Raw genomic sequence first — 17,242 nt, forward strand, 5'->3', positions numbered from 1 at the left:
AGTTCACTTACAATGCTTTTTCCGGTCTTATGATAACTTCAGAGGCTCTCAAATCAATTATCACTTTCATTCCTTCAACCAGAGATCCATCGATTATCATATCGGCAATCGGTCCTTCCACAGATTTCTCAATCAACCTTCGAACTGGCCTAGCACCGTATTCTCTGTCATAACCTTCTTTTGCTAGATACCCAAGTGCTTCCTTGCTGATCTCAACAGAAATCTTCTGTTCAGCGAGTCTTTTCTGCATTTCTGCTATCCTCATCTTGACTATGCCTTCCATAGCTTTTTCGTCTAGTGGTCTGAATAGCACTATTGAGTCCAATCTGTTAATGAATTCGGGTCTGAAAGCTCTTCGTAAGATCTCCCCCACAACTGATTTCATTTGGTTCTCATCACTCATTTCAGTTAGTTCCTTAGAGGCCAAGTTACTTGTCATGATTAAGATCGTATTCGAGAATGAGACGGTCTTTCCCTTTCCGTCTGTTAGCCGACCGTCATCCATTATCTGTAGCAGCACGTTGTGAACTTCCTTGTGAGCCTTCTCAACCTCATCAAGAAGCACAACAGAATAAGGTCTCCTTCTTACCGCTTCAGTTAGTTGACCACCTTCTTCGTAGCCTACATAGCCGGGAGGAGCGCCTATAAGTCTGGAAACAGTATGCTTTTCCATGTATTCGGACATGTCAATCCTGACGATAGCATCTTCGCTACCGAATAGGATGAAGGCAAGTGCCTTTGCAAGTTCCGTCTTTCCTACTCCGGTTGGACCCAGGAACATGAAAGAACCCCATGGCCTATGAGGAGCATTGAGGCCTGCTCTGGCTCGCCTAATTGTTTGAGAGACGACGTTCACTGCCTCTTCCTGATCCATGAACCTTTCATGGATTATTGACTCTAGGTCGCGAAGCTTTTCGCGCTCGGATTGAAGCATCTTTCCAGCCGGAATTCCCGTCCACTGTTCAACTACAGAAGCTACCACATTTGGTGTTACGGCCTTTCCAAATGACTCATCTGACTCCCATTTCTTTTTCTCTTCGCGAAATTCTCTGCTTTTTCTCTCGGCCTCCGTTTTCAACTCTGCAGCAGCCTGATACTCTCCCTTTTCTGCAAGTGAGGTTATCTGAGAGTCGAGGTCCTTGAGCTGACGGTCAAGAAGTCTTAGTCTTTCCGGCATGTAACCCGTTTGAAGTCTCACAAATGAAGCCGCTTCGTCAACAAGATCTATTGCTTTGTCTGGAAGATAACGGTCAGTTATGTACTTCACGCTAAGGTCGACGGCTGTTTTTAAAGCATCATCTTCGATTTTTATCTCGTGGTGCTTCTCGTAAGTAGATTTCAGTCCCTCAAGAATTCTATAGGTTTCCTCAGGGGTCGGCTGATCGACCATCACAGGCTGAAAACGTCTTTCGAGGGCTCTGTCTTTCTCGATGTACTTTCTGTATTCATCAAGAGTTGTTGCACCGATGCATTGTAGTTCGCCTCTGGCAAGAGCTGGCTTCAAGAGATTTGCAGCATCCATAGATCCCTCGGCTGAGCCAGCTCCTACTACGCTATGTATCTCATCTATGAACAGGATTACTTCACCAGAGAGTTTTCTCACTGAATCGATGATGTCCTTCATTCTCTCTTCGAATTCTCCTCTGAATTTCGTTCCGGCGACCAGTCTACCCATATCCAGAGCCAGGACGCTCTTGTTATTCAAGTATTCGGGGACATCGCCACTCACAATACGTTGAGCCAAACCTTCTACAATTGCGGTTTTTCCAACTCCCGGTTCTCCGACGAGCGCGGGATTGTTCTTGGTTTTCCTTCCAACAATCTGTATTACCCTTCTGACTTCATCTTCTCTACCAATAACTGGCATAAGCTTGCCTTCCTTTGCAAGCTGAGTAAGATCGATTGTGAACTTCTTCAAGGAAGAAAGATTCTCATCCTCTTCTGCGCCGCTTTTTGTTCGGCCCTTGAGAATCAATGTGTATATATTATCGAGATTGATCCCGTATTTGGACAGGAGTCTGCTTGCAACAGCAGAGGTCTCCCGTACCATCGCCAGAAGTATATGTTCGGTTCCAGTTTTCGAATCATGCATTCTTCTCGCTTCACTTCGGGCATTCTCGAGGATGTGCCTGGCCTCCGGAGTGATATATATCTGGTTTGTTGACTCTCGGCTACTTCCATAACGGCCGATGACTTCTTCAACATCTTTCTTCAGAGAATCTATGCTGATGTTCTTCCCGTTCAGTATCTCGATGGCAATATTATCCCCGTCCTCGAGCATGGAAAGAAGTATATGTTCCGATGCGAGTTGATTCTGCCTGTATCTGGTTAGGATATCCTGGACATCCAGAAGAATCTTCTTCGCCTTTTCGGTGTATTCTTCATAGTTGATCATCACTGCACCTCCAAAAAAAGGGCGCCCGAAAGCGCCCCCTTAGTTTTTCTCTAACGTTAATCGATCTTTACTTGGATAGCTTCTTTCTTGACTTCTTCTTTTTTGGGAAGCTCGAGTTTTAGGACACCGTCTTCGTATTTCGCCTTGACATCATCACTCTTAACGTACTCAGGAAGCCTGAATATTCTCTGGAACGCTCCGCTATATCTCTCGTAGCGATGGTAGTCTCTTTCTTTTTCCTCTCTTTCAAGCTTCTTCTCGCCTTTGATTGAGAGAACATCATCTTCTACCTTGATTTCGAGTTCATCCTTCTTGATTCCAGGGATGTCCATTTCGATAAAAACTGAGTTATCCTTTTCGTAGATGTCAACTTCCGGACTGAACATCCCAGCTTCTTTCGACTGATCATTCAGGCCTCTGAAGGCTTCATTAAAGAGTCTGTCCATCTCTCTTTGAATCTCCTCGAAAGGTCTGAAAACATCACTTCCTCTTCTGATAGCCAACATATTAACACCTCCATTCTTAGGATCTCTATGATTTCTGCTATTTACTGTCTTCCGGCGGTATATACTCGGTACCACTGTCACTATCATTATTTTCACCTTCTTGTGTGACTCCGTCTGCAGGAGTTTGAGCCTGGGCTTTCTGGTAAACACTCTGTCCAACTCTCATACTTTCCTTCTGAAGCTGATCAAATAACAGCTTTATTCTCTGAATGTTGTCTTCGTTGATCGCGTCCCTCAGGTCCTTCACGAGGCCTTCGAGCTTGCCTCGGTCCTCAGAGGATATCTTGTCGCCGCTCTCACTAAGGAGTTTGTCTATACTATATGCAAGCTGATCGGCTTGATTCTTCAACTCAATTTCCTGTTTCTTTTGTTTGTCCTGTTCTTCGTATTTCTTTGCTTCCTCTACCACTCTCTTTATTTCTTCTTCTGACATCTTCTGTCTTCCACTTACCACCATGGATTGTTCTCTATTGGTTCCCAGGTCTTTTGCGGAGACGTGAACTATTCCATCGCTGTCAATATCGAAAGTCACTTCAATCTGAGGAACTCCTCTAGGAGCGGGAGCAATTCCGGTAAGCTTGAAGCTTCCAAGAGACATGTTGTCTCTTGCCATAGTTCTTTCTCCCTGGTAGACCGCTACCTCCACTTCCGTCTGCCCGTCGGCCGCTGTAGTGAAAACCTTCGATCTCTTGACTGGAACGGTAGAGTTTCTCTCGATGATCGGTTCCATCAAACCGCCCATTACTTCTACTCCTAAAGTCAAAGGAGTGACATCTACGAGCACAAGATCACTTTCTACACTGCCGGACAGTATTCCGCTTTGCAGAGCTGCTCCGATAGCAACGGCCTCATCTGGATTTATGTTCTTGTTCGGGTCTTTGCCGAAGATCGATTTGATGAAACTTTGAACCATTGGAATCCTTGTTGAACCTCCTACAAGAAGCACTTCATCTATCTCTTTCGGAGAGAGTTTTGCATCGCTCATTGCTCTCTCTATCTGCTCTCTGGTGCCTTCCACAAGATCCTTTATCAGAGATTCTAGTGTCGATCTAGTTATCTTCATTTCAAGATGCAATGGTCCATCGGCAGTTGCAGTTATGAAAGGCAAAGAAATCTCCGTTTCAAACTTTGAAGAAAGCTCTATCTTTGCTCTTTCTGCGGCATCCTTAAGCCTCTGGAACGCCTGTTTGTCTTTTCGAAGATCAACGTTGTTCTTCTTTCTGAAGTCTTCTGCTATATGGTCAATCAACCTCTGGTCGAAGTCATCTCCACCGAGGTGGTTGTTGCCCGACGTTGACAAGACTTCAACTACACCGTCACCTATATCCAATACGGAGACGTCGAAGGTTCCTCCACCCAAATCATATACTATGATCTTCTTATCGCCGCGTTTCTTGTCGATTCCGTAAGCTACGGCAGCTGCTGTTGGTTCGTTAATGATCCTCTGGACTTCCAGTCCAGCAATAATACCAGCCTCTTTTGTGGCCTGCCTCTGAGCATCGTTGAAGTATGCGGGACAAGTAATTACCGCCTGTGTTATCTTTCCTCCGAGGTAAGCCTCGGCGTCGGCCTTCATCTTCTTCAGAATGTAAGCGCTTATCTCCTGAGGCGTGTATTCCTTATCATCAATCTTCACCTTGTAGTCGGAACCCATTTTTCGCTTCACAGATCTTACTGTTCTGTCTGCATTTAGTATCGTTTGTCTCTTGGCGGGTTCGCCGACAATGATCTCTCCCGTTTTGCTGAAAGAAACTATCGATGGGGTGGTTCGATTCCCCTCAGCATTGGGAATGACCTCAACGTTACCGTCCGGCTTCACCCACGAAATAACTGAATTTGTAGTTCCAAGGTCAATACCAACTGTGTATTCCTTATTTGCCATCTGATTTCCCTCCTTGCCACCAACTCAACATCTACAAATCTATTATAGGTAAGTGGAGTGCACCTGTCAAGAAGAGATAATCATAATTAAGACAGAATATAAGTCTTTTCTAGAGAGGGTAATAGGGACGTAAATAATTACATAATGAAATCGTATAGCGTTCTTAGTATAAGACTGACAATAATTACTGATTTTTTGATTGAACTCTGTCCGGGACAAAGCCGGTTGCTTGCCGATCTCCTTACTGGATACAGTTAGGATTCCGTTCTAGGGTTTCTCCAAGAGAGATAAGATCAGTTATTTCTATCTTCGAAGGATGCTTCTCAAGAATTGTGGGGTACTTCAGCCCTGACCCTGTGAGAACTGCAACAACAACAGCTCTCTTCATATTCACTTCTTTTTGCAGTTTGTTCAAAGCTGCCAAAGGCACAGCGCTGGCTGGTTGGGCGAAGAGCCCCTTTTCAGCCAGATCTCTTTGAGCTTTAAGGATACTCGCTTCATCTACTGCGACAGTTATTCCATCAGTTTCTCTCAAAATCTTCAGTACTGCGTTCCCGCTTGGAGGGAAAGGATTCTCGATAGCGTGAGCGACAGTACAAGGATCAATAAATCGCGAGACAGTTTCAGCCCCTTGTGAAAAGGCCAGATGTATGGGGCAGCATCCCATCGCCTGCGCTACAACAATTCTCGGGAGGGTATTCGAGAATCCAAATTTCTTTAGTTCGCGAAAGCCTTTTTCGATGCCCCTCAAATTGCCTCCAGAACTTGTTGGAACAACAATAAAGTCAGGAACCTTTTCACCTAACTGAAGAAATATCTCGAACGCAATCGTCTTCGAGCCTTCAACCCTCATTGGAACATCTGAATTTGCCATGTAAATCCCGGCTTTCGCGCCAATTTCTACAGACTTGTGGTACAAGTCACCGTAGTCTCCTGTAACCTTGAGGACTCTTGGTCCATATATTGCGATTGGAGCTATTTTCTCTTCTGGAATGGAATCTGAAATCAGGATCGTTGTTCTCAGATTTGCTCTCTTTCCATAGGCGGCGACGGAAGCCCCCATGTTGCCCGTAGAGACTGTGCCGATTTGTCTGTATCCTTGATTTATAGCGTCAAGCGTTGCCAGATAGCTTCCCCGATCCTTAAATGACCAGGTGGGGTTTATCGACTCGTTCTTAACGAACAGTTCCAGTCCATCAAGAGTGGTATTCTCCAGTCTTGTTAGTGGGGTCAATCCTTCTCCCATCGAAAGAAAGTTGTTATCCTTCAGTTCTGGTAAAAGATGAGAAAAGCTCTCCAACATTTCTGATCTTCTGAATTGAAGCTTAATGAGCTTCTGGTTTTCGATTACGATTTCCAATGGTTCTCCGCACGTGCAGCGGAAGTATTCTTGAGAATACTCTTTTCCGCAAGCAGTGCAGATTAGTCTCGAATGTTTCATCATATCACCTCTTTCAGAGCCTTATTTCATAGACTGAATCCTCTGCCTTTTCTTCGAATCTAAGATCCTTAGCAATTCAAATTGATGGCAAGTTTTCGTAGTTGCAGAGCCAGTCAATTATCAGCCCCCTGGACAGGAATTCATTTGTGTATGCCCGTGATACGGCCAAACCAAATCCCCTCTTCCTATACTCTGCGACCATCTCCAAACCAACTTCAACTCTATCATCGGATCTGTAAACACCTATGCACCAGCTTAGTATTACACCATCCCTGACTATCATGTAGCCATCGCTCTTATCAATGAAGGAATCGAGATCTTCTTAGAATGAATATATCCATCCCTCAACAGCGAGGGAGTTGACCAGTCCTGTCTCAAACGTTCTTTCCGTAATCCTCTGTAGGAAATGATCCATCATGAAACCTGATACATCTCGAGTGTCTAGTTGACGCAACTGAAAGAGCTATCTTTTTATCTTTTTTCTGGGATTCATTAACCCAAGAAGATCTCCAAGTCTCTCAAAAAAATCAGTAGCTGAATAGACGTTCAGTGAAGGTATCCCTCTCGCTTTTGCTTCGGGGATTAGCGTTTCAGAGAAGAACTCAAGAAGTATCGAATCTGCAGCCCCGACAATATCTCCTCCGATTAGTACAGTATCACAGCAGTTCCATACAACAGCCAATTGTGGCTCGTCGGGGTTATCAGTGTAGACCGCTCCCCGGGTGTTTTGATGGAGGATCGAAAGATATGCGAGGTTTTGAGCGAGCTCTCCGAAAAGGTAATCAAGACTCTGAAATCTTCCTGGTTCGGTCTGAAAAAGCAATTCCTTCTCCTTTCATTCACGGCTTTTCTATTCTACTCCGTATCTTTCCTGCAACGCAAGAGAGCACAGTTCTTTGTTTTGCGAATCATAAATGATAGATTATCTCAGGAGGTGATATATTGGAGGTCAAGGGATTTGTCGAAGTCAACGGTATTACTTACAAACTCATTAGCCGACAGAAAAGCGCACACAAGAAACTGAGGATAAGAAGCAAAGGACCAATGGGCATCCGTCTAGTTACTGAAGAGAGTTTTCTAAAGGAGAATGATGAGTTTCTCAAAAAGCTTCTTAAGAACTCAGAGATAGATATCCCGATAGGCAAAGATGATGGAGATATTGATGAATAGTTCTGCAGATCAATATAAAGAGATTAGCGAGAATATGCCCTCGGAAGAACAACGGATTGTTGAGTACAACGAAATCCTGCAATATAGATTGAACAGTGTTTTGCCGGGACTTCTCGAAGAAGAGGAATTTGATGCCTGGATGGTAATAGGAAGGGAGAACAATGAAGACCCGATAATCAAGACACTCCTTCCCGGTTCGTTCCATGGGGCAAGCAGAGTAACCGCGTTCCTGTTCACGAAGGAAGAGAGATTCGTGCTGTCTCCTTACGGAAGTCGAATGGAGGAGTTCTATCAATGCGCTTGGACAATTGAGGAAGGAGATGTCTTCAAATCAATGGCTAAGCTTCTGAGAGATTTGAAGATAAGAACACTCGGTCTGAACTTTTCAGAGGATTTCGCGTTGGCCGATGGAATTACTCATTCGCTTTTCGAGTCTCTAAGACAGAAGTTTGACGATCATATACATCTCGTGAGCGCCGAGAGAATCGCGGTAAATTGGTTGCAAACAAGGAGTGATAGGGAGATTGAAGTCTACAGAAAGCTTGACAGGATTGCACACACAATCATTGGTAACGCCTTCTCTAGAGAGAATATCATTCCGGGGGTTACAACTACCAGAGATGTCGAAATGCGACTGAAAAAACTCGCATCGAATCTCGGTTTGAGAACCTGGTTTGGCCCGGACGTAGACCTTCAAAGGCGTGGCGCAGAAGATCCCAGAAAGACCGGAGTGATTGAGGGGGGAGATCTCCTTCACTGTGACTTCGGTTTTATGTACAGTGGTCTCGCGACGGATACCCAGCAGATGTTTTATCTGAAGAGCGATGAAGAGAACGATCTGCCGGAAGGGCTAGATGATGTGATAAGGAAGACAAACGAAGTTCAGGATATTCTGGCACGGAATTTCATAGAAGGTATAAGCGGAAACGAGTTGCTAAGCATCTCCTTAAGAGATGCAAAGGAAAGGGGTTTGGACGCGACAATCTACTCTCACCCTGTAGGGTATCACGGCCATGGGGCCGGACCGATCATCGGTCTATGGAATAATCAGGAGAAGATCCCGGGTACAGGAGATCTCAAGATCAGGAATTCGACTTGTTTTGCTATGGAGCTGAACTGCCGGTCTCCTTTGCACTCTTGGGATGACCAACCGGTCTACGGATTCCTTGAAGAAACGGTCGCTTTCAGGAACAACAAGATCGACTATCTAGATGGAAGGCAGGAAGAACTATTCATTTTATAGGAGGTGAGAATTCGTGAAAAGAATTCTTGTTATTATCTGTATTGTTGCTTTGACGACTGTGCTGGGGTTGTCGAATGAGCTGGTGAAGTCTTCAAACACAATGATGGTATCTCAACTGGCCGTTCTTGAGATCCAGGAAAACCCGTCAACGGGTTATCTCTGGCATGTTTTCGCGGAACCGTCAGGTGTTCTTAGAAACTTTCTTGAAGAGCATAACGCACCGAGTTTTATGCCCGGGGCTCCTTCTGTAAAAGGTTGGATAATGACCGCGGCAAAGGAAGGAAAGACGCTGATCACGCTAAAACTCTTCAGAGAGTGGGAAGGAGAAAAGCAATCGGTAGACTTCAGGGCGTTAACCGTCGATGTCTCTGGAGAAGGAAAAGGGCAAGTTGATCTGAAGCTTCTCATGAACGAAGTGAATATCGGCTCAACCTTCACCATCACTCTAGAAGAGAATGCGAGCACAGGGTACACATGGCATTATGAGATACTCGGAGATGGAGTTAGGGAAGTTGCAAAAGATGTAGTGACAGACACTAGCGGAAAGGTCGGGGCTCCCTCGAGAGTCACCTGGACCTTCCAGGCGGTTGATGAGGGTAACACCTCGATCGTTTTTCGATACTTCCGTGAGTGGGAAGGTGTGAAGTCTTCGATAGACTTTGAAGCGTATAATATCGCCGTGCAGCAGAATTGAGCTTTCTTGACTGATAGGGTTATTTAATGAATGTATAATGCTACTGAGGTGATAGCGAATTGAACATTTCGGGAAGCAAGCTGCAGGTGTATCTTACTTCAGCGGCGATTCTTGTCATATCTGTAATTGTCTTTTCCCTGCATTCGATTGAACCGGTTAAGTTACTGGCGATATTGAGTGAGATGGTTGTAATCGGAGCTTTACTTGTCGCAGCCTACCTTCTTGGAAGCAAGGAGCTTCATCGGGGGATTCCTATCGGCCTTATCCTGTTATCGTTGTCAACGTATTTCGATCTAGTTGAAGCACTAACCGGGATGGCAGCCTACGAATTCATTTCATTGGGACTGCTGGCTGCGGGCTTCCCAATCCTTCTAGTTAACGTTATCTATCACTTAAGGGAGCGTAAGAAGAGAATCTCCGAATTCACCGCCGTTGTAAACAATTCGCTTGATGGAATACTTATTCTCGATCTATCAGATAGGATTCTGCTTACTAATAGAACCGCATGTGCTCTATTGGGATACAAGGAAGAAGATCTAATGAACCGGGCTTTTTTCGGTTTTTTCTCTGAGAGAAGTGTGAAAGCTTACAAAGAAGCGAAAAAATCTCTGTTTGCCGGTCAAAACACAGCTTCGTTTTCAGGTGAATTGATCACTTCCGATACGTCTAGATTAAATGCGGAAATCAATCTAGTGATAGGAAGAGATTCAAAGGAGGATCCTGATTCGATTGTTCTTACCTTTAAGGACGTTACTCATCTTAGAAAAATTGAGTCCGCTCTGAGTGAGCAAAGCAAGTTCCAAAGAGTTCTTAATGAGTTAATCACAGAGGTGCTTGGAAGCGATTTCTACGAAGAGACCTACGAGTACTTTCTTATGAAGTGTGTGAAAGCCTTTCCAAGAGCAGATGCAGCTGCCTTTCTTCTCAAGCAAGATGACGGACGTTTTCACTTTGTTGCAACATACAACTATGACTTTGAAGAATTGAAGTCAGTTTCCTTCAGTACAGAAGAACTAATCCAGAAAGGAAGTGATGAGGTAGTTGTTATAAAGGACTACAGTGTTGACTACCGAATGGAAAATGAACGGCTCAAAAGGATTATTAATGGAGGAAGGCTGCGAGAAATAATGAGTACTCTATCTATCCCGATAAAGATCGATGACGAAGTGAAAATGTATTTCAACCTCGACAGTTTTAATTCGCCGACTGCTTTTGACGACGAGGAGTTAATTAGAACTGCAATGAGTTTTGGAAAGGCGATCTCGGTTCTTCTATTGAGAATTCAGACTGTCAATGAACTCAGAAGGCAAAGGGAGCTAATGGAAAGACTATCAATGGAAGATTACCTAACAGGCCTTCCGAATCGCAGAGCCTTCTTTGACTGTGCAATGAGGCAAATAGAGCTCTCAAAAAGGAATGGGGAAGAAATGGCTATCCTGTATCTCGATCTCAATGACTTCAAAGGAGTTAACGATACTCTTGGCCATGACTTCGGTGACGCGCTTCTTAAAAGCATTGGGAAACGTCTAAGTTCGATCTGCCGTAGAAGTAACTCAACTGCAAGAATGGGTGGCGATGAATTCGTGTACATTCTGCCTTCAACGGGAACAGAAGGGGCCATAAAGGCTGAAGCAAAAGTGCATGAAGCCTTTGATGAGCCCTTTTCTGTAAAGGGAAGACGTGTAAAGCTAACTGCCAGTGTGGGTATAGCAGTATATCCGGAAAACGGCAAGACAATAAGAGAATTGCTGATTGTTGCCGATGAAAAGATGTACAAGAAAAAAGAGAGCCTGTCTAGAGAAATAAAGAAAGCAACGATAGTTTGATAAACCATGCTCTGTCAGTTAAACGAAGCTTTCAATCGCTTTCATAACGACCTCCGGTTGGCAATACTCTGCTTCGTCCTAAGAGTGGAATTGGCTGCTATATATAGCATGATTCATGCTAGGATTGTTTGTCGGAGCTAACACATTGTCAAGCAATTCCTAACCTGAAGCCCTCATATACACTTGATTATGCGAAATGTTTCCTTCCATCGCGAGGAGGTATCTATGAAGATCAAGTTTTTTGCTCTTATAACCTTATCCGCAACACTGATCATTATGCTTGCGGGGTGTCCGACCCCTACCAAATTCACATTGACTGTCACGACTGCGCCGGAAACCGGACTGAGCATCAGCATAGCTGGGACAAGTTATGACTCCCCGAAGACGGTTACTCTCAATGGCGGCACTTCAACGGATATTGGCGTTACCGCTCTTCAAGAGAAAGATAGATCGGGTCAGGTTATAGGATCGGATACTCGTTTCACTTTCCTTCAGTGGAGCGATACGGTCACCAGCAACCCGAGAACTATAACCCTCAATTCCGATATGACTTACACGGCAGAGATGAAGGTCGAGTACAAGGTGACCACATCGACCAGTCCAGAAGGCGGAGACGTTGCTGGCGCAGGCTGGTACATTGCGGGGACGGTTAAGAATTTCACCGCACCAATAAGAGCAGGTTATACATTCAGCCATTGGCTTGTAAATGGGACAAACTCGGGTTCCTCGATGACTCTTGGCGTTACAATTAACGAGCCTAAGAACGTTGTTGCCGTTTACACTGCAAATCAAGTTCCGTGTAATTTGACTGTCACCACCTCTCCAGATCTGGCACTTGACATAAGAATCGACGGGACGCTTTTTACTTCACCCAAAGGAATGATTGTGAACAGTGGAACAACGAAGCAGATTTCGGTCGTTACTCCACAGCAGAAGGACATATCACCCTGGCTTACGGGAATAGACTCGAGATACGTATTCAGTAACTGGAATGATGGCAATGCTTCGAATCCCAGAAATGTGATAGTCAACTCTGATATTACATATACTGCAGAAATGGACACCGAGTATCGCATCACCGTTGATTCCTCACCATCAGAAGTCTCTGAAGTTGCCGATTTCTGGACAGAAAGAGGCGCTGAATGGCTGTTCGACTTCAGCGGTGATTTGGGTCCTTACAACTTCAGCCATTGGTATGTCAATGGTAAAGATGTGGGAAGTGCACGTCCTCTAGAGCTATTGGTTGACAAGCCATATCAGGTAACTGCCGTTTTCGCAGAGCAGCAGGCTCAGTACACTCTTACGGTGACTACTATTCCAGAAACCGGATTGAACATCAGCATAGGTGGTACTAACTACACTTCGCCGAAGACAGTGACTCTCAACAGCGGAACTTCAAGAGCCATCGAAGTTACTTCCCCTCAAGAGAAAGATAAATCAGCTCAAGTGACAGGAACTGATACCCGCTTCACCTTCATACAGTGGAGCGACACGAATACTAACAACCCAAGAACGATTACCTTGAACTCAGATATGACCTATACCGCAGAGATGAAAGTAGAGTACAAAGTGACAACGGGAACAAATCCTGCAGGCGGAACCATAGAAGGTGCAGGGTGGTATATCGCGGGCACAGTGAAGAACTTCACCGCACCAACAAGAGCTGGTTACACCTTTTCACACTGGGTAATAAACGGAGCGAACATGGGAGATGCAAACCCCATAACTGTCAATGTCAACTCTCCCAAGAATGTGATTGCATACTATAATGCTGAGACCACGACAAAGAATGTCTTTGGAATCGTTACTCCGTACACGGGAAACATAAAGACAGCAGACCTGAATGAGATGGAGATACTCTCCAATACGGAAATAAGAACTACGAACGACAAACCGGAATACATCGAGAATGAATATCTATTGAAGGTAGAATCATTCAAGGAGGTAGAGGAATCATTCTCCACCTCCTCTCTTCCCGAGATCCAGATAATTGGCAGGATAGAAGACTATTACGGTGAACTGCAGTACATACATGTGAGAACAACGGCCAGCGAAAAAGAGTTGACAGGATTGCCGGGAGTCGTCCAGGTTTCTAGAAACAGCACTTTCTATGCGCTTGAGACAACACCGAATGATACTTACTACTCGCTACAGTGGAACTACCCGCTGATCAATTTGCCTCAAGCTTGGGACTACGCGGTTGGCTCCAGGAGTGTGGTTGTTGCGGTAATCGATTCTGGATTCAGCACGAGTCATCCCGATCTAGCCGGCATATTCGAATCGGGATATAACTTTGTGAACAACAACACAAATGTATCTGAACCAACCACTTCAATCGACAGTCACGGCACGCACGTCGTAGGAACGATAGCTGCTCTTACAAACAATGGTAAAGGCGTATCTGGAGTTACCTGGGGGGGATTTGGAATCACCTTGATCCCGATAAGAGGAATCAAAGACGCAGCAGCTCTTATGAACAGTATCATCTACGCAGTCGATCATGGGGCGAAGGTCATTAATATGAGTCTTGGAGGACCTTCAGACAGCCCGGCGGTATATGATGCTGTGAAATACGCAGCAAGGAATGGAGTGGTTATGGTCGCAGCTTCTGGAAACAATGGAGACGGCAATATCCTCTATCCTGCTCGCTATCCAGAGACGATAGCTGTAGGAGCCGTCTGGGAAGATAGAGGTACAATCACGAGATCGTCATACTCTTGCTTTGGACCTGCTTTGGACGTTGTGGCACCGGGAGGGTACATGCTGTCGGGTACTGATCCAAATGGAATCTACAGCACCGGTTGGACCCCTACGGGCAACACTTATATGTATATGCAGGGAACGTCGATGGCCACGCCACATGTAACTGGCGTAGTTGCTCTTCTTATGGGAGCCGGGTTAACCGATCCCGACGATATCAGAAGCGTTCTTCGCAGTACAGCGATCGATCTAGGTTCTCCAGGTAGAGACGATTACTATGGGTGGGGACTGATAGACGCGGGAGCGGCTCTCGAAGCCATTACCTCGCCGCAGGAGTTCAAAGTCTTCTTGAGGAATCCCTCAACAGGCTCCAACATTGCCAGCACCAACCTATCTGATTCAGGAGCGTATCACTTCAGCAATGTGAGTCTTTCTCAAGTGAAGGTATATGCCTGGAGAGATATGGATGAGAGCGGGACGATCAATACCGGGGATCTCCTCGGATACTACAACTACTCCGGAGGCGAACCTAATCTGAACAATGCACAGACGATAACTCTCTCCGGTGGCGACAACTGGATTGACTTCCAGTTCGCCCCGATAATTGGAGATTGATCCGGTAGAAACGATGAATCTTGCAGGCATCTGATTCAAGAGCCTCACAGTTAAAATAACTGAATGAACGAAGCAAATTGAAAAGGAACGCAACCTCTGCGTTCCTTTTCTATTTTATAAATCTTTCTATCTATTTTTCGTGACAGGCTCGGTTTCTTGAACTCTTTTAACCGCAAAACCTACAGATGCTAAACTTCAAAAGCCGATGATAGAAGTACGGAGACCGTGAAAATCCATTTGATAAAGAAAGTGAGGCTTAGGAGCTGAGGACGAAGGCCGTTCGCCCTCCCTAAAAAGAGAAAATCTCGACATAATACTTTCTCATCCTCTCGTTTAATACTTCGTCTAAACAGTGTTCAGATGACATTGTGTAAGCAACGGCTCTGATCCGAACAAAAAAACTTATGGGTAATAATAACTTGAACCCGGTCAAAAGGAACGCAGTTGTCTTGCGTTCCTTCTAACTAACACGGTCTTTTTGAGGGTTTCTATTAGAAAACAATGCCTATTTCAAGATTTCGTCCAGTTCTTCAACGCTCTCAATTCCTTCGTCTGAAATCTCGAAAAGAATTCCATCGAAGATGAATTTGATTTTTTCTCCGAGAGCAAAGACCTTTTCGACCCATTCGTTTCTGTCAGCTAATTCAAAATATGCTTTGCTGTAAGCAACAAGGCTTATCGGTTCAAGTGTCTTGACCTCTTCGTCGTCCTGAACCCATATTCCTTCTTCGAGAGCAAATCCGATACTGTCTACAAATTTGTAGTCAGAGGCTCCGCTTCCGACAAACTGGTCTTGCTCCATCTCGGCAACAGACTTTGCAGCCATTACGGCATCTACAGCGGGGGAGGCGCTGAAGCCGCCCCTGTCTCCCAGGGTAGAGGTCTGCACTCTTTCAGGGGCAATCAGGTAGGAGGTGAACTCGTTAATTATGTTGAATTTCTTTGAAAGAGCGATAATCTCTTGCTTCACTTCTTCTTTTGCCGCTATTGAGAGAGAGGAATCATACCTGAAGATATTTGCAAGATGAGCAATTCTCTTCTGTGCCCAGATCTTTGCAATAAATAGGTTGTCAGGATTCTTTGAAACTCTGAATAGATACTCGTATCTGTATCTCTCCGCTCCTCTTGTTCCTTCTACGATTACTTTCAGATCGCCCTCTTCAAAGTAAATGCCGGAGAGTCTTAGAGCCTGTCCGGAGAATAAAGAATGCGGGCCGGTCGGAAGAACCTTCGCAACCTCCGATCCTTCGATAGATATAGTCACATTCTCTAGAGCCGGCGTCTCGATCGTCCTGTAAAGATCGGTAACCTTTCCTTCAATGTTTTCGCCTTCAACAATGTAACTTACCCTTCCAGCATTTTCCTGAACCAGTCTGTCCAGAAGTTCAGCGACAACGCCCGTTCCTACTCCAAAAGAAAACAGGTGTACATTTCTGGCTCTTGCCTCGGGAGTTGCATCGTTGATTATCTTCCCCGTGTCCGTAATTCCTTCGGTGGGAGCCCCATCTGTGAGAAAGAGGAGCACTTTGAACCTTCCCTGGTCGTCTTTGCTAAACATGTCTATGCTCGTTTGAAGAGCGTCATAGATATTTGTTATGCCATCTGCCTGAATGCGCCTTACATTCTCTATCCAGACAGCCCTTTCAGATGCATCGAGCAATCCTCCCGTGAGATTGTGGACATGGCCATCGAAAGTCACAATCGCAAAGCGGTCGCCAGAGCGAAGCATCTGAAGGACCTGCTCCAGAGCTCTTTTTGCCTGCTCCATCTTCTCGCCGTACATCGAGCCGGAAATGTCGAGAACGAAGACAACATCCTTGGGAATGATTGTTTCTTCTTTCAGTCTAGGAATAATTGTAAGAAGGAAGTATCCTTCATTCATGGCGTCATCCCAGTGAGTTGCAAGGGATGAAGGGATCTCGTCTTCAGATGATGTAAGAACTAAAGCCACGTCCGAACCTGGCACGAAATCGGTTGCGTTAAAGATGTAATCCCTGCCCGATGCGCTTTCCATCTCTCTGAACGGGTGAGTCGGCGAATAGACCTCTGCAATCTCAAACGGGACCGAAACTCTGATGTTGACAGCTCCTATCGGTGCAGAGAGAAAGCTATCAATCTTTAAAGGATAGATCATCGAATAAGAATTAGAAGAAATCTCGAGAGGCTGACTGTATTGGATCAGGAACTGGCGTTTCTCTCCCGGTTCAAAGGGATATATGCTCATTCGGATCAGTTGAGTTCCAACGTATTCGAGCAATGCCGGGTCTTTCATTTTTGCGACAATTTCCTGATAGATTTCTCGGGCCTGATCTGCCGGCAGTACTTCTCCCTTAAGAACTTGATCCCCTATCTTCATAGTGAAGTCGCTAATCACGGCCGAAGAAGGTATTGGAAAGAGATACACCGCTTCAAGCAATCTCATAGATTTGTTCTCAAATTCCTCCTCGATAATCACAGTTGCAATTCCGTCTTCGACTTTTATATGAACATTGTGAGAGTTCATAACAAATCCGCCTAGACCCCTTTCAATTGGATACGGTGGAACCACTACTCCGTTTGAAAAGACAGTTGCACCAGCCAAAACGAAAAGAACCATTGCCCCAAAACCCTTCATTCTATCGCCCCCTCTTTCTCCTTACTACATATGACATGAGAGAGGGCTACAAAGTTTGCTACATCAATGCGATTCAATATATGAGAATTCATGAATAACTTATTATTGGCTCAAAAGGGATTTGACAATGCCTTTTGTCTCTTGACTTTATCACTT

The 17,242-nt window shown here is 45.1% G+C and carries 11 protein-coding genes and 1 pseudogene; 5 read left to right on the top strand and 7 right to left on the bottom strand.

The genetic code is table 11. The features are described 5' to 3' along the window. Positions 1 to 7 precede the first annotated feature (7 nt). From B3157_RS11650 to B3157_RS11675, 6 genes and pseudogenes are all read right to left on the bottom strand, one after another. The gene (locus tag B3157_RS11650; RefSeq protein ID WP_292590616.1) at positions 8 to 2,395 is read right to left on the bottom strand and encodes an ATP-dependent Clp protease ATP-binding subunit; all 2,388 of its coding nucleotides are present in this window, start codon (positions 2,393 to 2,395) and stop codon (positions 8 to 10) included. 56 nt (positions 2,396 to 2,451) lie between these two features. After that, on the bottom strand, positions 2,452 to 2,901 hold the full coding sequence (locus B3157_RS11655; RefSeq protein WP_099829875.1) for an Hsp20/alpha crystallin family protein: 450 nt from the start codon (positions 2,899 to 2,901) through the stop codon (positions 2,452 to 2,454). Between the two features lie 37 nt (positions 2,902 to 2,938). Beyond that, on the bottom strand, positions 2,939 to 4,783 hold the full coding sequence (gene dnaK / locus B3157_RS11660) for a molecular chaperone DnaK (protein WP_214060822.1): 1,845 nt from the start codon (positions 4,781 to 4,783) through the stop codon (positions 2,939 to 2,941). 241 nt (positions 4,784 to 5,024) lie between these two features. Further along, positions 5,025 to 6,224, bottom strand: a complete 1,200-nt coding sequence (locus B3157_RS11665; protein ID WP_292590617.1) for a threonine synthase — start codon at positions 6,222 to 6,224, stop codon at positions 5,025 to 5,027. A 76-nt stretch (positions 6,225 to 6,300) separates the two neighbouring features. Further along, positions 6,301 to 6,531, bottom strand: a pseudogene (locus B3157_RS11670) (GNAT family N-acetyltransferase); the annotation flags it as partial. 156 nt (positions 6,532 to 6,687) lie between these two features. Then, positions 6,688 to 7,047 (bottom strand): hypothetical protein, encoded by a 360-nt coding sequence (locus B3157_RS11675; RefSeq protein WP_214060825.1) that lies wholly within the window; start codon positions 7,045 to 7,047, stop codon positions 6,688 to 6,690. A 119-nt stretch (positions 7,048 to 7,166) separates the two neighbouring features. On the opposite strand from B3157_RS11675, the gene B3157_RS11680 reads away from it, so the two are divergent. The 5 genes from B3157_RS11680 to B3157_RS11700 all read left to right on the top strand — a co-directional run bounded on the left by B3157_RS11680 (position 7,167) and on the right by B3157_RS11700 (position 14,472). Continuing rightward, entirely contained in the window at positions 7,167 to 7,394 is a 228-nt protein-coding gene (locus B3157_RS11680; RefSeq protein WP_099829884.1) for a hypothetical protein, read from the top strand. After that, positions 7,387 to 8,637 (top strand): M24 family metallopeptidase, encoded by a 1,251-nt coding sequence (locus B3157_RS11685; protein WP_214060826.1) that lies wholly within the window; start codon positions 7,387 to 7,389, stop codon positions 8,635 to 8,637. Before B3157_RS11680 ends, B3157_RS11685 begins: the two co-directional genes overlap by 8 nt. Positions 8,638 to 8,650: 13 nt before the next feature. Then, positions 8,651 to 9,331, top strand: coding sequence for a protease inhibitor I42 family protein (locus B3157_RS11690; RefSeq protein WP_292590618.1), 681 nt, complete (start codon positions 8,651 to 8,653; stop codon positions 9,329 to 9,331). 59 nt (positions 9,332 to 9,390) lie between these two features. Continuing rightward, a complete protein-coding gene (locus B3157_RS11695) occupies positions 9,391 to 11,157 on the top strand; it encodes a bifunctional diguanylate cyclase/phosphodiesterase (RefSeq protein ID WP_292590619.1) in 1,767 nt (588 codons plus the stop codon). A gap of 225 nt (positions 11,158 to 11,382) precedes the next feature. Then, positions 11,383 to 14,472 (top strand): S8 family peptidase, encoded by a 3,090-nt coding sequence (locus B3157_RS11700; RefSeq protein WP_292590620.1) that lies wholly within the window; start codon positions 11,383 to 11,385, stop codon positions 14,470 to 14,472. 505 nt (positions 14,473 to 14,977) lie between these two features. On the opposite strand, the gene B3157_RS11705 is transcribed toward B3157_RS11700, so the two are convergent. Continuing rightward, the gene (locus B3157_RS11705) at positions 14,978 to 17,086 is read right to left on the bottom strand and encodes a VIT domain-containing protein (protein WP_292590621.1); all 2,109 of its coding nucleotides are present in this window, start codon (positions 17,084 to 17,086) and stop codon (positions 14,978 to 14,980) included. Between the last annotated feature and the right edge of the window lie 156 nt (positions 17,087 to 17,242).

It is taken from the genome of Mesotoga sp. UBA5557, assembly GCF_002425715.1.
In the GTDB taxonomy this organism is placed as follows: domain Bacteria; phylum Thermotogota; class Thermotogae; order Petrotogales; family Kosmotogaceae; genus Mesotoga.

Bases quoted from the DNA above. Each gene is read 5' to 3' on its own strand.
- B3157_RS11650 (WP_292590616.1), bottom strand. From the start codon at position 2,395: ATGATCAACTATGAAGAATACACCGAAAAGGCGAAGAAGATTCTTCTG.
- B3157_RS11655 (WP_099829875.1), bottom strand. From the start codon at position 2,901: ATGTTGGCTATCAGAAGAGGAAGTGATGTTTTCAGACCTTTCGAGGAG.
- dnaK (WP_214060822.1), bottom strand. From the start codon at position 4,783: ATGGCAAATAAGGAATACACAGTTGGTATTGACCTTGGAACTACAAAT.
- B3157_RS11665 (WP_292590617.1), bottom strand. From the start codon at position 6,224: ATGAAACATTCGAGACTAATCTGCACTGCTTGCGGAAAAGAGTATTCT.
- B3157_RS11685 (WP_214060826.1), top strand. From the start codon at position 7,387: ATGAATAGTTCTGCAGATCAATATAAAGAGATTAGCGAGAATATGCCC.
- B3157_RS11700 (WP_292590620.1), top strand. From the start codon at position 11,383: ATGAAGATCAAGTTTTTTGCTCTTATAACCTTATCCGCAACACTGATC.
- B3157_RS11705 (WP_292590621.1), bottom strand. From the start codon at position 17,086: ATGAAGGGTTTTGGGGCAATGGTTCTTTTCGTTTTGGCTGGTGCAACT.